The 19,560-nt window shown below is 44.4% G+C and carries 14 protein-coding genes; 8 read left to right on the top strand and 6 right to left on the bottom strand.

Features of this window, described 5'->3' with window-relative positions:
* Window positions 1-62: 62 nt before the first annotated feature.
* Window positions 63-995 (top strand): tripartite tricarboxylate transporter substrate binding protein, encoded by a 933-nt coding sequence (locus NHB34_RS05195; RefSeq protein WP_353428550.1) that lies wholly within the window; start codon window positions 63-65, stop codon window positions 993-995.
* Window positions 996-1,003: 8 nt separating this feature from the next.
* On the opposite strand, the gene NHB34_RS05190 is transcribed toward NHB34_RS05195, so the two are convergent.
* Window positions 1,004-2,314: an amidase gene (locus NHB34_RS05190; RefSeq protein WP_353426585.1), complete on the bottom strand. Its 1,311-nt coding sequence runs from the start codon at window positions 2,312-2,314 to the stop codon at window positions 1,004-1,006.
* Between the two features lie 80 nt (window positions 2,315-2,394).
* Here NHB34_RS05190 and NHB34_RS05185 point away from each other — a divergent pair, with 80 nt between their 5' ends.
* Both NHB34_RS05185 and NHB34_RS05180 read left to right on the top strand, forming a co-directional pair.
* On the top strand, window positions 2,395-3,057 hold the full coding sequence (locus tag NHB34_RS05185; protein WP_353426584.1) for a SprT family zinc-dependent metalloprotease: 663 nt from the start codon (window positions 2,395-2,397) through the stop codon (window positions 3,055-3,057).
* A gap of 62 nt (window positions 3,058-3,119) precedes the next feature.
* A complete protein-coding gene (locus NHB34_RS05180) occupies window positions 3,120-4,211 on the top strand; it encodes a tartrate dehydrogenase (protein WP_353426583.1) in 1,092 nt (363 codons plus the stop codon).
* Window positions 4,212-4,216: 5 nt separating this feature from the next.
* Here the strand turns inward: NHB34_RS05180 and dnaQ are convergent, their stop codons facing one another.
* The 5 genes from dnaQ to NHB34_RS05155 all read right to left on the bottom strand — a co-directional run bounded on the left by dnaQ (window position 4,217) and on the right by NHB34_RS05155 (window position 10,729).
* Window positions 4,217-4,933, bottom strand: a complete 717-nt coding sequence (gene dnaQ / locus NHB34_RS05175) for a DNA polymerase III subunit epsilon (RefSeq protein WP_353426582.1) — start codon at window positions 4,931-4,933, stop codon at window positions 4,217-4,219.
* A complete protein-coding gene (locus NHB34_RS05170) occupies window positions 4,933-8,031 on the bottom strand; it encodes an efflux RND transporter permease subunit (RefSeq protein WP_353426581.1) in 3,099 nt (1,032 codons plus the stop codon). Before NHB34_RS05170 ends, dnaQ begins: the two co-directional genes overlap by 1 nt.
* Window positions 8,028-9,335 (bottom strand): efflux RND transporter periplasmic adaptor subunit, encoded by a 1,308-nt coding sequence (locus tag NHB34_RS05165; RefSeq protein ID WP_353426580.1) that lies wholly within the window; start codon window positions 9,333-9,335, stop codon window positions 8,028-8,030. The genes NHB34_RS05170 and NHB34_RS05165 overlap by 4 nt, the downstream gene beginning before the upstream one ends.
* Before the next feature lie 109 nt (window positions 9,336-9,444).
* Window positions 9,445-9,891: a ribonuclease HI gene (gene rnhA / locus NHB34_RS05160; protein ID WP_353426579.1), complete on the bottom strand. Its 447-nt coding sequence runs from the start codon at window positions 9,889-9,891 to the stop codon at window positions 9,445-9,447.
* A 25-nt stretch (window positions 9,892-9,916) separates the two neighbouring features.
* The gene (locus NHB34_RS05155) at window positions 9,917-10,729 is read right to left on the bottom strand and encodes a class I SAM-dependent methyltransferase (RefSeq protein WP_353426578.1); all 813 of its coding nucleotides are present in this window, start codon (window positions 10,727-10,729) and stop codon (window positions 9,917-9,919) included.
* Window positions 10,730-10,736: 7 nt separating this feature from the next.
* On the opposite strand from NHB34_RS05155, the gene gloB reads away from it, so the two are divergent.
* From gloB to carB, 5 genes are all read left to right on the top strand, one after another.
* Window positions 10,737-11,540 (top strand): hydroxyacylglutathione hydrolase, encoded by an 804-nt coding sequence (gene gloB, locus NHB34_RS05150; protein ID WP_353426577.1) that lies wholly within the window; start codon window positions 10,737-10,739, stop codon window positions 11,538-11,540.
* Window positions 11,541-11,659: 119 nt separating this feature from the next.
* Window positions 11,660-12,952 (top strand): transglycosylase SLT domain-containing protein, encoded by a 1,293-nt coding sequence (locus tag NHB34_RS05145; protein WP_353426576.1) that lies wholly within the window; start codon window positions 11,660-11,662, stop codon window positions 12,950-12,952.
* A 28-nt stretch (window positions 12,953-12,980) separates the two neighbouring features.
* On the top strand, window positions 12,981-14,864 hold the full coding sequence (locus NHB34_RS05140) for a propionate--CoA ligase (protein WP_353426575.1): 1,884 nt from the start codon (window positions 12,981-12,983) through the stop codon (window positions 14,862-14,864).
* 232 nt (window positions 14,865-15,096) lie between these two features.
* Window positions 15,097-16,284: a glutamine-hydrolyzing carbamoyl-phosphate synthase small subunit gene (carA, locus tag NHB34_RS05135; RefSeq protein WP_353428549.1), complete on the top strand. Its 1,188-nt coding sequence runs from the start codon at window positions 15,097-15,099 to the stop codon at window positions 16,282-16,284.
* The gene (gene carB, locus NHB34_RS05130; RefSeq protein WP_353426574.1) at window positions 16,284-19,547 is read left to right on the top strand and encodes a carbamoyl-phosphate synthase large subunit; all 3,264 of its coding nucleotides are present in this window, start codon (window positions 16,284-16,286) and stop codon (window positions 19,545-19,547) included. Before carA ends, carB begins: the two co-directional genes overlap by 1 nt.
* Window positions 19,548-19,560 lie beyond the last annotated feature (13 nt).

Genomic DNA, 19,560 nt, shown 5'->3' with positions numbered 1-19,560 from the left:
TCAATTTCTGTGGAGATCAAATGAATACATATTCTGTACATACAAAATCTTTCATTCTGGGCATGCTCACTTTTATGAATGTTGCCTTTGCACAATCCTTTCCTGATCATCCTATTGTGCTGGTGGTTCCAAACCCTCCAGGAGGTTTAGTGGATACTTCTGCACGTCTGCTAAGTGAGCCGCTTACACGCGTGATTGGACAGCCTGTGGTGGTTGATAATAAGCCCGGTGCTAGTGGTAACACGGCTTATCAGTTCGTTGCTAAAGCAAAGCCAGATGGATATACCTTGTTGATTTCTTATTCAGGCTATCACGTTGGCAATCCTGCATTAATGGATAAATTACCCTGGGATCCAGTCAAAGATTATTCTCCGATTGCACTATTAACTGTATCAACCAATGTGATTGCTGTTCATCCATCTGTACCTGTAAATAATCTAAAAGAATTCATTGCTTACGCAAAAGCAAACCCAGGCAAATTAAATTATGCATCTCAAGGAAACGGCTCTGTGTCACATGTTGGTACCGAAATGTTTAAGCAGACTACAGGTGTAGATATGGTTCACGTTCCATATAAAGGATCTGGCCCTGCCATTCAGGATGTTTTAGCAGGACAAGTGCAAGTCTTCATCTCTACTCCGCCTTCGCTGATGCAGCATGTTCAAAGTGGCAAATTAAAAGGATTGGCTGTAACAGGAAAAAATCGCCATCCTGGTATGCCTAATGTGCCAACTACAGCAGAAGCAGGCCTTCCATCCTTTCAATTGGAGTCTTGGGTCGGCTTATTTGCTCCGGCTGGTACACCAGCCCCGGTTGTCGCTAAGCTTACTGATTCCGTCAAAAAAAGTTTGTCTTTGCCGGAAGTGAAGGAGCGAGCAGATGCGGCTGGTGTCGAATTACGTTATCAAAATCCAGCTGCAACGGAGGCTCTTGTTAAAAGAGAGTTACCTTATTGGAATAAGGTAATTAAATCAGCGAACATTACCTTGGATTAAATAATTCTCTATGCCTGATCTCGTAACACGGGATCAGGTAATGCTAGCGCTAGAGCTCTTGCTGCGCTCAATAAAAATTGATCTTTTCCATAAGCGGCAATCAGTTGAACGCCAATCGGAAGGCCGTTATGTCCGCTTGAGACATTGAGATTAATGCAGGGCAGCCCTAATAAGGTCCAGCTTCGACAAAATAGCGGGTCGCCAGTACCTTCCTTTGCTAAAGGTGCTTCTCCGATAGCGCTTGGTGCGATGATTAAGTCGACGTTTTCATCGAAAAGATTTTGCATCATTTTTCGTGCAGTGATTGCCTGATCTAAATCGAGCTTATATTGCTTGTATTCAATCGCAGCACCCTGGTCAATCTGAGACGCTACTAGGTTGCTGAGTTTTTTTGAATACTGCATGCGTTCAAACGCAAGGCTACGCGACATTTCCGAGAGCATAATGCGTGTTTGGATTTGTGTTAGCTGATGAAGTTCGGCAGGCAGATCAATATCGCTCACCTTGCCCTTGGCAAATGTCTCTGCGCTGAAGCGGGCTAGGGCGATAGCGCCACGAGTATCTGGGCTGGCATATTGCCATCCAGGAGTCTTGAGGACTGCTACACGTGGTTTGTTGTGCAGATCCACTACATTCGCAAGTTCATGGTCACCACTCATTACTGCAACACCTAGGGCTACGTCTTCAATACATCGTCCAAAGATGCCTATGGTATCAAGTGTAGGAGCTAAGCTTTTTACCCCTGCGACGCTAATTTTTCCAAAACTCGGTTTATAGCCAACTATCCCACAAAATGAGGCAGGGCGAATAATCGATCCTGCAGTTTGACTGCCGGTCGCTAGTGGAGCCATAAAATCTGCTACTGCTGCAGCAGATCCACTTGAGGACCCACCAGGCGTATGCTCTGAATGATGGGGGTTGGTTGTAGAGCTGCTTTTGAAGGATGCAAACTCAGTCGTAACTGTTTTACCAAGAATGATTCCACCTGCTTGCCGTATTAGTGCTACAGATACGGCATCCGTTCTTGGGTAGTAGTTCGCATAAATAGGTGACCCATAAGAAGTAGGTAGATCATGGGTGTCAAATAGGTCTTTTATGCCAATAGGCAAGCCATGCAAAAGCCCCTTAATGGCCCCTTTGTCTAATGCTTTAGCACGTGCCAGGGCATTCTCTTTGCCTAAGCTAGCCCACGCCTTGACTATATTTTCACGTTGTCCAATTTGATCTAGACAGGCTAGAAGCAGGTCAGTCGCTTTAATCTCCCGTTTTGCTAGCTTTTTAGCCGCCTGGAAGGCGCTTAGGCTTTCAAGATCTTTCATGAGGGAATTCTACTTTTGATAGCGTATGATCGCAATTTCCGATTTATTTTTGCATAATATTTTTTACTTATTTTCTATACATGAAGCACCATTCAGTACGTGAAGCTTGGCTTGAAGATGCTGTGAAGCATTTAGAGCCGATATTTTCAAAAGCAGGATATGCCATCCCTCCAGTAAGAGTTTCATGTGGTTTTCCTGCGTCAAGCAGTCCAAGGACAACCTTGGGCCAATGTTGGCCGCGTGAACGGTCTAACGGTGGTGTGAACGAGATATTTATTTCCCCTAAGCTTGATGATCCCGTGCAGTTACTCGATACCTTGGTCCATGAGCTTTGTCATGCGGTAGATGATTGTTTTAGTGGTCATGGAGAGGATTTCAAGGGCATTGCTCAAACCGTTGGTTTAGAGGGCCCAGCTCGGATGGCTCATGCTACTGAAGAGTTAACAGTGAAGTTAATGATGATTAGTCAGGAACTTGGCCCATACCCCCACCATGCCATTGTTTTTCCTCCGCCTAGAGCTAGCAACGCTAGCAGGAGTAAGGCTAAGTGTGGTCAATGCGGGTACGAGGTTACTCTACTAAAAAAATGGGCTAGCTATGGCGCGCCAATCTGCCCAAAAGATAATATTCGCATGCAAGAGGCTATTTCTGAAACCATTGAAAATACCGCTGAGCATGATTCTGAGACTGTTGGAAAAGGGGTAAAGTCAGCACAAGACGAGATCCGACGAGCCATTAGCTAACTGGTAATAAAGTTAAAATTGATCCTGAATCTACAACAATCACTATTTGAGACTGCAGACAAATGAACACAAAGAAAGTATTCAAAAATCCTAAGATAGCCGTCATTCCAGGGGACGGTATTGGAAAAGAAGTTATTCCTGAGGGTATACGTGCTCTAGAGGCTGCTAATCGCAAGTTTGGTATTGGCATGCAATTTGATCATTTTGATTTTGCAAGTTGCGATTACTATCTTAAGCACGGCAAAATGTTGCCAGATGATTGGTTTGATACTTTAATGAAGTATGACGCGATCTTCTTCGGTGCTGTCGGGATGCCCAATATATTGCCTGACCACGTTTCATTATGGGGTAGCTTGATTCAGTTCCGTCGGGGGTTTGATCAATACGTTAATTTACGTCCAGTGCGTTTGCTACCAGGTGTGCCATGTCCGCTAGCTAATCGAAAGCCGGGCGATATTGATTTTTTTGTTGTACGAGAAAATACCGAAGGTGAATATTCCAGCGTTGGTGGAAAAATGTTTCCCGACACAGATCGCGAGTTTGTAATTCAAGAATCAATTTTCACAAGACAGGGCGTTGATCGCATATTGCAATTTGCCTTTGATCTTGCGCAGAGTCGCCCAAAGAAGCATTTAACATCAGCAACCAAATCTAATGGCATTGCAATTACGATGCCGTATTGGGATGAGCGTGTAGAAGAAATGTCAAAGAAATTTAGCGATGTGAGAACAGACAAATATCATATTGATATTTTGGCAGCTCACTTCGTGATGAATCCTGATCGATTTGATGTGGTGGTTGCAAGTAATTTATTCGGCGATATTCTGTCGGACTTGGGGCCTGCTTGTACAGGCACCATCGCAGTTGCACCTTCTGGAAGTATTAATCCAGAGGGCAAATTCCCTTCACTCTTTGAACCAGTTCATGGATCTGCCCCAGACATCTATGGCAAGATGATTGCCAATCCAATTGGACAGATTTGGAGTGGGGCAATGATGTTAGATCATCTAGGCTATCCAGAAGCAGGCAAAGCCATTTTCTCTGGAATTGAAAAAGTCTTAGCGGCTGGACCCACACATTCTCCTTTGACCCCAGATCTTGGCGGCACCGCTAAAACTGATGATCTAGGCAAGGCCATTGCAGCCGCGATCTAACTCAATTAGTTTTGCGTTTCACTCAAAGGACTCCATACCGGGTCCTTTTTGCTTGATTTAGCTATTTCCCCTAAAATTTTTTCATGCTGCGCAATTTCATCTGCGCTTGCAGCAATGAGTTTAAGATTGGTTGGTAAGGACTTGGAGGTTGACTCCATTTCCTCATTGTCCACTGTGTAATCAATTAAATCGATGGAGAGGTCTTCTTGACCTCTTGTCATGGCGATATAGACTTCAGCCAATAGCTGGGCGTCTAAAAGTGCTCCGTGTAGCGTGCGATGTTCATTGCTGATAGAGAATCTATCGCATAGGGCGTCCAGCGAGTTTCTTTTGCCCGGAAACATTTGCCTTGCATCTAGTAAGGTATCGGTAATCTTCGATGCCAATCCACGAAATGGTGGGCGCTTTAATAGAGCAAATTCATTGTCCAAGAATCCTAAGTCGAAGGCGGCATTGTGAATCACTATCTCTGCACCATCTACAAACTCTATAAGTTCTTCTATGATGTTGGCAAATAAAGGTTTGTCAGATAAAAATTCTCTAGAAAGTCCGTGGACGGCAAAAGCTCCGGCATCAATATCGCGCTCAGGATTAATGTAGTAGTGAAAAGTTCGATCAGTTAGTCTGCGATCAATGACCTCAACACAACCAATCTCAATGATGCGATCGCCGGTTGCGTGACTCAGACCGGTGGTTTCAGTATCTAAAATTACTTGGCGCATTAGGTTCCCTCAAGAACGGAGGCAGGAATCTCCATCGGACCATTACCTGCATATTTATCGAGATAAAGATAAATGACAGGGGTAATGATCAAAGTAACAAATTGAGAAAAGATTAGTCCACCTGCGACACTAATTCCAAGCGGTTGACGTAATTCAGCGCCCGCACCAATTCCGAAGGCGATTGGTAATGCACCCATCAAAGCGGCAAATGTAGTCATCATGATTGGCCTGAAACGTAATATGCAAGCCTCACGGATAGCTTTTTCTGGTGTCATATTTTGATTGCGTTGAGCATCTAAAGCAAAGTCAATCATCAAAATTGCATTCTTTTTCACAATACCAATTAAGAGCAGGATGCCGATAGATGCAACGATTGTTAATTCAAACCCAAAGACTCTGAGAGAAACAATTGCACCGATTGCTGCTGATGGTAAGCCCGCCAAAATGGTTAAAGGGTGAATATAGCTTTCATACAGCACACCAAGCAAAATATAGATCACTCCTAAGGCGGCAAAGATCAAAATTAGCTGACCAGATTGATTGCTCTTAAAAACAGCGGCATCGCCGCCATAGCTAGTGATAATAGAAGGAGGTAGATCAATTTGTTTTGTATATTCTTCAATCTTTTTCGTGGCATCACCTAAAAAAACATCAGGGGCCAAGTTAAATGAAAGGGTTACGGCAGGAATTTGACCTTGATGGTTTACTGCAGTTGGTCCAATCGAGCGGTTGAAGGTCGCCAAGCTTGATAGGGGAATAAGCTTATCAGTAGCTCTTCCACGCACGAAAATTTTGTTAAGGTCTGTCTCAAATTGGCGATCATCTTCTGCCGCTTCAAGAATGACATAGTAGGTATTAACAGGGGTATAGATGGTGGAAACTTGCTTCTCTCCATAGGCAGTGTAAAGGGCTGAACGAATGTCTGCAATTGTGACGCCTGCGCTAGCCGCTTTTTCACGATTGATGTCAATCTTGACGTTTAAGCCTTTGAGTTGAGAGTCACTAGTGACATCTCTAAACATGGGATCTGCGCGCATTTTTTGCATGAGCTTATCTGCCCACTCATTGACGCCTTCAAAGCCAACGCTTTGGAGAATAAATTGATAACGGGATTTACTACTCTTTCCACCAAGTTGTAAATTTTGTACTGGTCGCATATAAACTTGCAGCCCAGGAATCTCTTTAAACTTCGTTCGAAGACCTTCCATCACTTTGGACATCTTCTGGCGATCCGCCTTGTCTTTAAGAATGATGAAGATGCGACCCGTATTGGTTCCGGAGCTAGCGCCGCCACCTACCACGGAAATTGAACTGGCAACGTTTGGATCGGTATTAACAAGCTCCGCTGCTCGATCTTGAAGCGCTAGCATGGCTTTAAATGAAATATCTTCAGAAGCTTCGGTGGTTGCTTGAATCTGACCAATATCTTCCTCCGGGAAGAAACCCTTAGGGCTATTAACAAAAAGAACGACTGTGATCACGAAGGTTGAGGCGGCTCCCCATAGAACCTTTTTTCGATTAGCTAGCGCCAGGTCTAAATAATGAATATAGGTTTTGAGCATCCACTCGAATAAACGATCAAATTTCTTATTAATCTCATATTCTTTTGCGTGCTGTCCGGGTTTTGGTAGGAATCGACTGCAGAGCATGGGCACAACCGTTAAAGATACAACAGCTGACACCAAAATGGAGAGAGAAACAACCACTGCAAATTCTCTAAAGAGAAGGCCAATTGGGCCAACCATGAAAAACAGTGGGATGAATACCGCCACAAGAGAAATTGAGATGGAAATAATCGTAAAACCTACTTCTTTGCTGCCTTTAAGGGAGGCCTTTAAAGGATCCATGCCTTGTTCAACATAGCGCATGATGTTCTCGAGAACTACGATGGCGTCGTCGACCACTAAGCCGACTGCCAAGGTGATGCCCAGCAAGGAGATGTTGTCTAGACTATAGCCGAGGAAATACAGCAAGAAAAATGCACCAATTAATGATATCGGTAGGCTAATCGACGGAATGATAGTTGCTGAGATGTGTTTAAGAAACAGGAAGATAACTAGCACCACTAGCAAGACAGTTAATGCTAGCGTGTAATTAACGTCATGAATCGCCTCAATAATCGATAGAGATCTGTCATTTACAAATTGCAACTTTATTGACTCAGGCATTTGCTTTTGTAGCTGTGGCAGCAGCTGTTTAACAGACTTAACTACTTCAACAGTATTTGCGCTGGGCTGTCTTAGGATCGCAATTGCAATAGAGCGCTCACCATTTGCAGATGCCAGTGTTTTGACATCCTCGTAGCTCTCCATTACTTCCGCAACATCTTTTAGATAGATTGGTAATCCATTTTTTTGACTGATGATGAGGTTGCCGAATTCTTCTGGTCTAACTAGCTGAGGATTCGCATAAATAGTAATAGACTGGCGAGGGCCATCCAAAATACCAACGGGGCTATTAGAGTTTGCTTTATTAATGGCGACTGCGACGTCATCCATGGTCAGGTTGCGATTTGCAAGAGCATCAGGATGAATTCGCACTCTTACGGCATATCTCTTTGCGCCATAGACAAGTACTTGCGCAACACCGCTTATCGTGGAAATATTTGGCGATAGTAGATTTTCTGCATAAGCGTTTAGATCCGATAGATTGACGGAAGGAGAGCTCAAACGCACAATTAAAACGGGAGTATCTGCAGGATTTACTTTTCGGTATGACGGTGGAATAGTCATCTCAATTGGTAAGCGTTTCTGCGCCCGCAAAAGAGCTGCCTGGACATCTACTGCTGCCTTATCAATGTCGCGATCATTATTGAATTCCAGCGTAATGCTGGTGCTACCCAAAAAGTTGGTAGAGCTTATAACTGATATGCCATCAATGGTTGAAAATTCTTTTTCTAATGGCAACGCAACTGATGAAGCCATATTCTCAGGTGAGGCGCCCGGAAGTGAGGCGCTAACCGAGATGATGGGAGAATTAAAGCTTGGAAGTGCGGCTACTGGAATTTTGAGGTAAGCGACAGTACCGGCAATTACGGTTGCAATGGATAGCAACACCGTCATCACGGGGCGGCGAATACATAACTCGGATAAGGTCATTTTTTATCGGTTGCAGATGTGGGTGCTGCTTGAGCAGCAGGTGTTGCTGGACTCTTAGACTCCCGAGTTTTGCTTCCTGGACGTAAATTTTGCTTGCCTTCCACAACAACCTTGTCGCCTGCTTGAATTCCGGTAATAACGGAAGTGCCTTGATACTCGTATACCACTTTGATTGGAATCATGTTTGCCTTCCCATCCTTTTCAAGGGTAAATACAAACTTTCCGCGAGGATTGATTACAACGGCTTGTGATGGAACGGAAAGAGCATCTTTCAGATCGCTAGCTACCAAAGAAATGCGTGCAAATTGACCTGGGAGTAATGTCATCCCTTCGTTTGGAATTTGCGCTTTAACTCTTACTGCGGCGATAGATGGGTCCACTTGGTTATCAACAACTATCACAGTGCCTTCATAAGTTTTTTTGCTGCTATCGCCTACAGTTACCTTAACTTTAAGCGGCTCCCCATCTAGCTGATTTTCCAGAATAGTGGGGATATCTTTCTCGGGAATAACGAATTGAACATTGATTGGATTAAGTTGGGTGATGGTGACCATAGAGCCTACGCTCGATGTAGCGGTTGAGCTTGTTGCTGTGGTAACCACGTTGCTAGCCTGCACTAATGAGCCAGGAAATACATTGACTATGCCCGCGCGACCATCTATTGGCGATTTAATGTAATCGAACGATAGTTGAACCTCTGCTGCCTTAGCTGCTGCCTCGGCTGCCTTTGCATTAGCGTAGGAAGTCTCAAGACCAGCCTTAGAAATAAAGTTCTTTGCTACTAATTCCTTAGCGCGCAGATATTGTTTATTAGCATCATCTGCCAAAGCCCTTAACTTTTCGTAATTGGCCTTATCGTTTCGATCATCAAGGGTAAAAAGTAAATCTCCAGCCTTTACTTCCTGACCATCTTTTACATTCACCTTGGCTACTGTATTGGTTACCATTGGGCGAATATCGACGATGCTATTGGACACGATAGTTCCGGTAGCTTCAATAATCAGTGGAATATCCTTTTTCTCGACAATCATCGTGGTCACGGTAATTGGTCCGCCAGCCTTATCTGCTGCGGGGAAAAAGTAGTCAAATACCTTAGAGCAAGCATATAAAACAATTAGCACTAATAGAATGCGCCATTTGTACTGAATTGCAAATGTCTTAATCGTTGGCAAATTGAGTTTTTTTAGTTTGCCTGCGAGTGGACTTGCTTTTATCCAAAGAGCGCATAAGCGAGTTTTTGCTGAACCTTTTAGTTCAACTAATTTGACAAGCAAACGATCCAGAGTAGATTCAATTTTTGACACAGTCTCGTATTTCTTTGTTTTATATGGATTAAACATCCATTTTGGATACTTTAAAGCATGCCCATTCTCTCACAAGAGTGCGAAAAACGCCCTTGAGAGTGGGTTTTTGCTATGGCAGGTATTCTTCTGCGCCTTTGTTGGCCAGCTGATCTGCCAACTCATTTCCGGGGTGGCCGTTGTGGCCCCGTACCCAATGCCAAGAAATTTCATGATCTGGAAGCAACCCGTCCAATTCTTGCCATAAATCGGCATTTTTTACAGGTTCCTTGGCTGCAGTTTTCCACCCGCGATTTTTCCAGCCCTCAAGCCACTCTGTAACACCTTTTTGAACGTATTGAGAGTCCGTCCAGAGTTCGACGCTACTGCGTTGCTTCAAAGCTCGTAAAGCGAAAATTACCGCGCTAATCTCCATTCTGTTATTGGTGGTCAACCGTTCGCCACCATGAAGATGCTTTTCATGGGCCCCAGATTTCAAAACTGCACCCCAACCACCTGGACCGGGGTTGCCTTTGCAGGCTCCGTCGGTATAGATGATGACATGGGGTTTATTGCTCATTGTTAGTCTTGATGAAAATATATCGTTAGGTTTCGGTGTTGTGGGCTGTTGTCAGTTTATTGCGTTCAGCTGCGGGACTCAATTGCGTCAAGGCTGGTATGCGTGCCTTTTGCACTTGCCCAATGAGTCTTATCCCTTGATGTCGTTTAATAGCAGAAACTATAAATACAGCCCCAAATATTGGCCACCATCGGTTTCCCATGGGCTCCAAGAAGTCCATGCGTGCCATAGCCGCTTCACCGTGAAGGGGGAGTTTGTAACAACCAAAATGGCCTCGATCTAAGGAATAATTTAACAGTTGCAACCAGTCTTTTATACGAATAAGACTAATAAATTGTCCATCTCTTGGTAAATAGGGGCTTCCAATTAACCGACTAAGGTATTGTTTTGCCCCCCAAAGACTTGCAGGATTAAAACCTGAAATTACAACACGTCCTTCCGGGCGCAATACGCGATCGACTTCCCGCAAAACCTGATGTGGGTCCGTGGCAAACTCCAACACATGAGGCAATATTATTAGGTCAATACTTTCGTTGGCAAATGGCATTTCAGAGGTATTGCCCTCGATAGGGTTCCACTCGAATTGCGAGATTAATTGTCGATTGTCATTTGCATGAGTTAATAGAGCATGCATTGGCATACGGTTCTCGCGTAGCCCATTTAACTGGGGGAGTCCAATTTGTACCGCATGAAACCCAAAAACGTTGGCAACTATCTGGTCTAAGCATTGCTGCTCCCAGTGGAGTACATAGCGTCCAGGCGGAGATTGCAGCCATTTCTCCCAAGAACTCCATGGTGGTGTGCCGCTCTGCAGGGGAATGGGTGGGGTTGGTATCATCGCCTTTATGAATACTTTATTGCAAGTTTGGCCAATTCCGGCGTTTGATGATAACTATATTTGGGTCATCCATGATGGTGAATCTGCCTTAGTAGTTGATCCTGGTGATGCTGATCCAGTTTTAGACTACTTGGCTGACTCAGGTTTACATCTAAAAGGAATCGTTATTACTCACCATCATGCCGATCATGTTGGTGGCATTCTAAAGTTATTGGATAAATTGGAAGGGGATATTCCGGTATACGGTCCTCGTGGCGATAATATTCCTGGGCGGACTCATCTTGTCAAGGATGGTGACGTTATTGAAATTCTAGCTCCCAGACTTACTCTTAAAGTGCTTGAGGTGCCAGGCCACACCTTAAGTCACATAGCCTATTTTGCAAATATGCAGGCTAATGTTGTCGAGCCGATGCTATTTTGCGGAGACACATTATTTGCCTCGGGATGTGGGCGATTATTTGAGGGAACCCCGACTCAAATGGCTCAATCTTTAGCAAAATTTAAGCGCCTTCCAAAAAACACTTTGGTGTATTGCACACATGAATACACCTTATCGAATATACGATTTGCTTTAGCGGTAGAACCAAATAATGTGAATCTCATTTCATGGTCGGAGCGTGCAAAAGAGCTCAGAGACAAAGGATTACCAACTTTGCCTACAACCATTGGTCAAGAGCTTCAGGTCAACCCATTTATGAGATGTGATCAAGTGGACGTTATAGAGTCAGCAAAACATCAATCTAAGCAATCATCTCTGCCAAATGATGCACATGTACTGGCTGTCGTTCGCGCTTGGAAAGATCAGTTTTAATGCGTTTGCTTTACCTCATAATCATATCGATTGGATTGCTATCCGGTTGCGCCACTTCAGGTGATTGGTCATCCGATACCCCTACAAAAGGGAGTTCAAAGGCATCAAAAGCGACCCGCGTGAACTTGAGCACTCAATCAGTTAGTAAGTTATACGCTCCTTCAGATAACTTGTGGCTACGAATCCGCGATGGCTTTCAAATGCAGCCGATGAATAGCCCGCTTGAAATTGAGCAAGTCCGTCTGTTAGCTTCTAAACCCGACTATGTAAATAGATCAATGGCGCGATCATCTCGCTATCTTTTTTATATCGTTCAAGAGGTAAATGCCCGTAATATGCCAACTGAAATTGCGCTTTTACCTTTCGTGGAAAGTGCATTTGTCACGAATGCCAAGTCGAGTGCAAAAGCTGTAGGCCTTTGGCAATTTATGCCAGCAACAGGCAAAGACTTTCAGTTAACGCAGAATGTGTTTCGAGACGAGCGACGCGATGTATTGCAATCAACGGATGCGGCATTAGATTATCTACAACGCTTAAATAATCAGTTTGGTAATTGGGAGCTTGCCTTGGCTGCTTATAACTGGGGTGCAGGAAATGTTCTCAAGGCGCAAAAACGTAATCAAGCAGCAGGTTTACCAATAAATTACGAAAGCCTCACCATGCCGCGAGAAACGCGTATGTATGTGCCCAAACTCATGGCTTATCGTCAGATTGTGATGGATCCTGAGGCATATGGCATTGTTTTGCCACAACTTGAGAATCACCCATATTTTGTGGCAATCGACGTTGACAACGATATTGATGTAGCGCTTGCAATTAAATTGGCAGAGATCCCCGAAGATGAGTTTCATAGTCTGAATCCATCCTTTAATAAGCCCGTAATACTGAGTAATGCCAATCAACAAATACTCTTGCCATTTGGCCATGCCGAAATATTTCAGGCAAATCTGAAGCGCTTTAATAAGCCACTTTCAACATGGACGGCTGTAAAAGTATCCAAAACTGAAAGCGTCGATCAGGTAGCAAAGGGTTTGGGGGTTGATGCAAATTCTTTGAGGCAGGTTAATGGAATCCCAAGGGGGATGCGTATCAAGGCCGGCTCTACAGTAATCATCCCCAAAACTAACGGAAAAAGTGGAGATGTGTCGCCTGCTTTGGCCGATAACGCAAGTCTGAGCTTAGAAAAACCCATTCAGTCAGCTGGTAAGTGCGCTAAAGCTACTAAAGGAGCAAACGGCTCAAAGCCTGTTAAATGTGCACCTGTTGTTCAAAATAAGGGTAATTCAGCAGGCAAATCTTCTGCCTCTCAGCATAAATCCGCATCGACAGCGCTTGCAAAATCTGCGAAAAATGGTAGTTCACCTTCTTTAAAGGCAAATTCAAGCAGCAAAGGGGTGAATAAAAATCAGTAATTGTTAAAACTTTTTGATCAGGTTGACCATGTCCTATAAAGCACACCATGAACGCTCAATTAAAGACCCAGATGGATTTTGGGGTGAGCAGGCCAAGTTAATACATTGGGAAAAGCCATTTGAGAAGGTTTTAAATTACAACAACCCACCATTTGCAAAATGGTTCGAGGGAGGCCTGACAAATCTTTGCTACAACGCAGTTGATCGCCATTACAAATCGAATCCAGGTCAATTGGCTCTGGTAGCTGTTTCTACAGAAACGAATCAAGAAAAGGCTTATACATTTAAAGAGCTATACGAAGAGGTTAATCGTATGGCGGCTATTTACAAAGCTAATGACATCAAAAAGGGTGATCGCGTCTTGATCTACATGCCCATGATTGCCGAGGCTTGTTTTGCCATGCTTGCATGTGCACGCATTGGAGCGATTCATTCGGTTGTATTTGGCGGTTTTGCTTCTCATAGCTTGGCAACTCGTATTGATGACGCTAAGCCAAAGATGGTAGTAACGGCTGAGGCTGGCATGCGCGGTGGTAAGGCAGTCCCTTACAAACCATTGCTGGATGAGGCTATCACGCTAGCTACTTACAAGCCAGAAAAAGTTTTGATTGTGAACCGCGGCCTGTCTGAGTTCACTACTGTTGCTGGTAGAGACCTGGATTACGCTAGCGAGCGACAAAAACATCTCAATGACTTGGTGCCAATTGAGTGGGTTGATGCTACACATCCTTCATACATTCTCTACACATCTGGAACAACTGGTAAACCCAAAGGGGTTCAGCGCGATACTGGTGGATATGCTGTTGCATTGATGTCAACCATGAACCATATCTTCTGCGGCAAAGCAGGCGAGACCATGTTCACAACGTCTGACATCGGCTGGGTTGTTGGTCATAGCTACATTATCTATGGCCCATTGCTAAATGGTATGGCAACCATCATGTATGAAGGCACGCCATTACGTCCTGATGCAGGCATTTGGTGGGAATTGGTTGCTAAGTACAAAGTTTCAGTGATGTTCTCTGCGCCGACAGCTGTTCGTGTTTTAAAGAAACAAGATCCTGCATTCTTAACCAAGCATGATTTATCTAGCTTACGCGCATTGTTTTTAGCTGGTGAGCCATTAGATGAGCCAACCGCAAGCTGGATTCATGATGCGATTAAAAAGCCTATTGTGGACAACTATTGGCAAACTGAAACTGGCTGGCCGATGTTGGCAATTCAGAGGGGTGTAGAGGTAATGCCCCATAAATTTGGCTCGCCAGGCGTTCCATCTTTTGGTTACAACATGAAGTTATTAGATGATGCTACCTCTGCGGAGTTGGGTGCAGATCAAAAAGGCGTGATCGCCATTGAGGGTCCATTGCCTCCAGGTTGTATGCAAACTGTTTGGGGTGATGACAAACGCTTTATTAGCACCTATTGGGAAACTATTCCTGGAAAGTTAATCTACTCTACATTTGACTGGGGCATCAAAGATAAAGATGGATATTTCTTTATATTGGGTCGTACCGATGACGTGATCAACGTTGCCGGTCACCGTCTCGGTACTCGTGAAATTGAAGAAAGCATTTCTAGCCACCCGAACATTTCTGAAGTTGCAGTGGTGGGCGTGGAAGATAAATTGAAGGGCCAAGCGGCTATTGCATTTGTGATTCCAAAAGATGCCTCAAAGGCGGAGAATTTGGAAAAAGAATGTATGAAGACCGTAGATGCTCAATTAGGAGCAATTGCTAGACCAAGCCATGTGTATGTTGTGACTGCTTTGCCAAAAACACGATCTGGCAAGATTGTTCGCCGTGCTTTACAGGCTGTGGCTGAAGGTCGTGATCCTGGTGACATTAGTACTATGGAAGACCAAAATGTCTTGGCTCAAATTAAGACAATCATCGACCAAAGGTCTGCTGGGTAATACAGTTTTTTAAGACTCCCTAGATCTTTGTTCTAGGGAGATCGGCTTGCCAACCCTAATTGGCTGGGGATTCAAGGGCTTAGAACGCAAAACTGGTATCATTACAGGGTTCGAAACTAATTAAATACCCTAGCGCTTAAAGACACTCACCTCCCGCATAAACAGCCCCGGGTTGGTCTTTTTGGGGTTTTGAGCGTCGGATGGAGCAGGGACTGGAGATAGTTTGTCACCCTTGCTTCCTTCTTTTCCTCCTGCCGTGCTGGCTTTAGCTGACGGCACTATCTTTCCCGGTTTTAGTATTGGTGCTCATGGCGAGACAGCTGGTGAAGTTGTTTTTAATACCGCATTAACTGGCTATCAAGAAATCATTACTGATCCCAGTTATTCGCGTCAGATCGTTACCTTGACCTATCCGCACATTGGCAATGTGGGTGTAAATACTCAAGATGCGGAATCCGATCAAATTCATGCTGCTGCTTTGGTAATCAAAGACTTACCAAAACGGGTATCCAACTTTCGCTCTGAAGCCAGCTTAGATAGTTATCTAGCAAATGCGGGTGTTGTAGGTATCGCTGGAATCGATACTCGCAAACTCACTCGCATTCTGCGTGATAAAGGCGCGCAATCGGGAGCAGTTGTAGCAGGCAAGCTGGGTGACAGTTATGAATCTTTAACCGCAAAAGCCCTAGAGTTGGCGAAAGCATTTCCTGGGATGGCTGGTCTTGATTTGGCTAAGGTAGTTACAACTAAGAAGCCCTATGAATGGCGTGAAGCAGAGTGGGAGCTCTGTGGAGCAAATGGAAAGCCAGCATATAAATCATTAGATACTTCCAAGCCAATTAAAAAGGTAGTTGCATACGACTTTGGTGTTAAACGCAATATTTTGCGCATGCTCACAGAACGTGGATGTGAGCTGACTGTAGTTCCAGCTCAAACTTCTGCAACTGAAGTATTGGCGATGAACCCAGATGGTGTATTTTTCTCAAATGGACCTGGAGATCCTGGTCCATGTGATTACGCCATCGCTGCCGCTAAAGACATTATTGAAAAGGGTGTCCCTACCTTTGGCATCTGCTTGGGTCATCAAATTATGGGGCTAGCTGCTGGAGCCAAAACTTTGAAAATGAAATTTGGCCACCATGGTGCCAACCATCCTGTAAAGGATTTGGATACTGGACGTGTTGCGATTACTTCTCAGAATCATGGTTTCGCAGTGGACTCAAATACCTTGCCAAGCAATGTGCGGGTAACTCACGTTTCTTTATTTGATGGTTCGCTTCAAGGTCTTGCATGGAAAGATAAGCCAGCCTTGTGTTTTCAGGGTCACCCTGAGGCCTCACCAGGTCCTCACGATATTGCTTATTTATTTGATCGATTTGTGGAGCTCATGAATGCTGCCAGCAAGAAGGAGGGCAAATAATGCCTAAGCGTAGCGACATTAAGAGCATTCTGATTATTGGTGCTGGTCCGATTGTGATCGGTCAAGCCTGTGAATTTGACTATTCGGGTGCACAAGCTTGCAAAGCTTTGCGTGATGAGGGTTATAAAGTTATCTTGGTAAATAGCAATCCTGCAACCATCATGACTGATCCCGAGATGGCCGATGTCACCTACATTGAGCCAATTACATGGGAAGTGGTTGAGCGCATCATTGCTGCAGAAAAGCCAGATGCAATATTGCCAACCATGGGCGGCCAAACCGCTTTGAATTGTGCGCTAGATTTACATCGCAATGGTGTGTTGAAAAAGTATGGTTGCGAATTGATTGGCGCTTCCCCTGAAGCAATTGATAAAGCGGAAGATCGTCAAAAGTTCAAAGACGCCATGACCAAGATTGGTCTCGGATCCGCTAAGTCAGGTATTGCGCATTCTATGGAAGAAGCGCATGAAGTACAGCAACGGATTCAGAGAGAAACTGGCAGCTCTGGATTCCCAGTCGTGATTCGCCCCTCATTCACGATGGGTGGTTCAGGCGGTGGTATTGCATATAACCGTGAAGAATTTGAAGAAATTTGTAAGCGTGGACTGGATTTATCTCCAACTCGCGAGCTCTTAATTGAAGAGTCCCTATTGGGTTGGAAAGAGTTTGAAATGGAGGTGGTGCGCGATCGTAACGACAATTGCATCATTGTCTGTTCTATTGAGAATTTAGATCCGATGGGTGTGCATACGGGCGACTCGATTACGGTTGCGCCCGCACAAACGCTCACAGATAAGGAGTATCAATTGATGCGTAATGCATCAATCGCTGTTCTGCGTGAGATCGGTGTTGATACAGGCGGATCTAACGTTCAGTTCTCCATCAATCCAGTTGACGGCCGCATGATTGTGATTGAAATGAATCCTCGTGTTTCGAGATCGTCTGCGTTAGCTTCCAAAGCAACGGGTTTCCCAATAGCGAAAATCGCTGCCAAGCTTGCTGTTGGCTATACATTGGATGAATTAAAGAACGACATCACTGGCGGTGCAACACCAGCATCATTTGAACCATCGATTGACTATGTTGTAACCAAGATTCCTCGCTTTGCGTTTGAAAAATTTCCGCAAGCAGATTCACGGTTAACTACCCAGATGAAATCCGTTGGTGAGGTGATGGCTATTGGTCGCACATTCCAAGAGTCTTTCCAAAAGGCTTTGCGTGGACTTGAAGTGGGCGTTGATGGTCTGGATGAAGTGTCTACCGATCTTGATGACATCATTAATGAAATTAATGAACCTGGCCCAGATCGTATTTGGTATTTGGCAGATGCATTCCGGATGGGAATGGGGTTGGATGAAGTCTATAGTGAAACCAAAATTGATCCTTGGTTTTTAGAGCAGATTGAAGAGCTCATCACTATTGAATCTGAACTGAAGCAACGTAAAGTAGATAGCCTCTCTGCAGCAGAATTGCGATTTGTGAAGCAAAAAGGTTTCTCTGATAGGCGACTGGCAAAATTGCTTGGTGTTGATGCATCCTCTGTGCGTGCAGCTCGTCATCGTCTAAAGGTTTTGCCTGTTTATAAACGAGTAGATACTTGCGCTGCTGAATTCTCGACCAATACAGCCTATATGTACTCAACCTATGAAGCTGAACATGGTGAATGCGAATCACGCCCAACAGACAAGCAAAAGATTATGGTTTTGGGTGGCGGCCCTAATCGAATAGGTCAAGGTATTGAATTTGACTATTGCTGTGTTCATGCGGCATTAGCAATGCGTGATGATGGTTATGAAACCATTATGGTCAACTGTAACCCGGAGACTGTTTCTACAGACTATGACACTTCTGATCGCTTATATTTCGAGCCTTTAACACTAGAAGATGTGCTTGAAATCGTCGCCAAAGAAAAACCAATGGGTGTAATTGTTCAGTATGGCGGACAAACACCATTGAAACTTGCTTTAGACTTAGAGCGCAATGGTGTTCCAATTATTGGTACATCGCCAGACATGATCGATGCAGCCGAAGATCGTGAGCGCTTCCAAAAACTTTTACATGATTTAGGATTGCGACAACCGCCTAATCGCACTGCTCGAACTGAAGAAGAAGCCTTAAAGCTTGCTGAAGAAATTGGTTATCCATTGGTTGTGCGTCCATCTTACGTACTTGGTGGTCGCGCTATGGAGATCGTGCACGATGGCCGTGATCTCGAGCGCTATATGCGCGAAGCAGTAAAGGTCTCTCATGATTCGCCTGTCTTGCTAGATCGCTTCCTTAATGATGCGATTGAGTGCGATGTTGATTGCATTAGCGATGGGGGCAAAGTATTCATCGGCGGTGTAATGGAGCATATCGAACAAGCGGGTGTGCACTCTGGTGATTCGGCTTGTTCATTACCTCCATATTCCTTATCCGATACCACTGTTACTGAAATTAAGCGCCAAACAGCGGCAATGGCTAAAGGTTTAAATGTTGTTGGATTGATGAATGTACAGTTTGCGATTCAGAATGTTGATGGTAAAGACGTCATTTATGTTCTTGAGGTGAATCCGCGTGCATCACGCACTGTTCCGTTTGTATCGAAAGCAACAGGTTTGCAATTGGCTAAAATTGCAGCACGTTGTATGGTTGGGCAGACTTTAGATAAGCAGGGCATCCAATCTGAGGTGAAGCCGTCATACTTTTCAGTTAAAGAAGCGGTATTCCCATTTAATAAATTTCCTGGAATTGATCCAATTCTCGGGCCAGAGATGCGTTCAACCGGCGAAGTTATGGGTGTTGGTAAAACTTTTGGTGAAGCATTATTTAAGTCCCAGTTAGGTGCATTTATTAAACTTCCAAAGAGTGGTACGGTTCTTTTAACGGTAAAAGATAGTGATAAACCCAAGGCTGTAGAGGTTGCTAAGCTATTGCATCAATTGGGCTTTCCAATGGTAGCTACAAAAGGTACCGCTGCTGCTATCGAAGCGGCTGGATTACCCGTCAAGTTGGTAAATAAGGTGAAGGATGGACGTCCACATATTGTGGATTTCATTAAGAATGGTGAGATTTCACTGGTATTTACTACCGTTGATGAGACTCGCACAGCGATTGCTGACTCGCGCTCCATTCGTACCAGTGCGCAAGCAAATGGCGTGACTTATTACACAACTATTAGCGCTGCTAGAGCAGTAATGGATGGTTTACTAGCTTCGCAGAATGGCAATAAGGACTCCTTAGAGGTTTATTCACTTCAGAATTTACATAAGACGCTTATTTAATCTAAAATTACTT

Origin of the sequence: Polynucleobacter sp. MWH-UH19D (assembly GCF_040409795.1) — a bacterium.
In the GTDB taxonomy this organism is placed as follows: domain Bacteria; phylum Pseudomonadota; class Gammaproteobacteria; order Burkholderiales; family Burkholderiaceae; genus Polynucleobacter.
Note: the sequence above shows the minus strand (reverse complement) of the source record. Positions and strands in the feature narration are given on the sequence as shown.

Bases quoted from the DNA above. Each gene is read 5' to 3' on its own strand.
- NHB34_RS05195 (WP_353428550.1), top strand. From the start codon at position 63: ATGCTCACTTTTATGAATGTTGCCTTTGCACAATCCTTTCCTGATCAT.
- NHB34_RS05190 (WP_353426585.1), bottom strand. From the start codon at position 2,314: ATGAAAGATCTTGAAAGCCTAAGCGCCTTCCAGGCGGCTAAAAAGCTA.
- NHB34_RS05185 (WP_353426584.1), top strand. From the start codon at position 2,395: ATGAAGCACCATTCAGTACGTGAAGCTTGGCTTGAAGATGCTGTGAAG.
- NHB34_RS05180 (WP_353426583.1), top strand. From the start codon at position 3,120: ATGAACACAAAGAAAGTATTCAAAAATCCTAAGATAGCCGTCATTCCA.
- dnaQ (WP_353426582.1), bottom strand. From the start codon at position 4,933: ATGCGCCAAGTAATTTTAGATACTGAAACCACCGGTCTGAGTCACGCA.
- NHB34_RS05170 (WP_353426581.1), bottom strand. From the start codon at position 8,031: ATGACCTTATCCGAGTTATGTATTCGCCGCCCCGTGATGACGGTGTTG.
- rnhA (WP_353426579.1), bottom strand. From the start codon at position 9,891: ATGAGCAATAAACCCCATGTCATCATCTATACCGACGGAGCCTGCAAA.
- NHB34_RS05155 (WP_353426578.1), bottom strand. From the start codon at position 10,729: ATGATACCAACCCCACCCATTCCCCTGCAGAGCGGCACACCACCATGG.
- gloB (WP_353426577.1), top strand. From the start codon at position 10,737: ATGAATACTTTATTGCAAGTTTGGCCAATTCCGGCGTTTGATGATAAC.
- NHB34_RS05140 (WP_353426575.1), top strand. From the start codon at position 12,981: ATGTCCTATAAAGCACACCATGAACGCTCAATTAAAGACCCAGATGGA.
- carB (WP_353426574.1), top strand. From the start codon at position 16,284: ATGCCTAAGCGTAGCGACATTAAGAGCATTCTGATTATTGGTGCTGGT.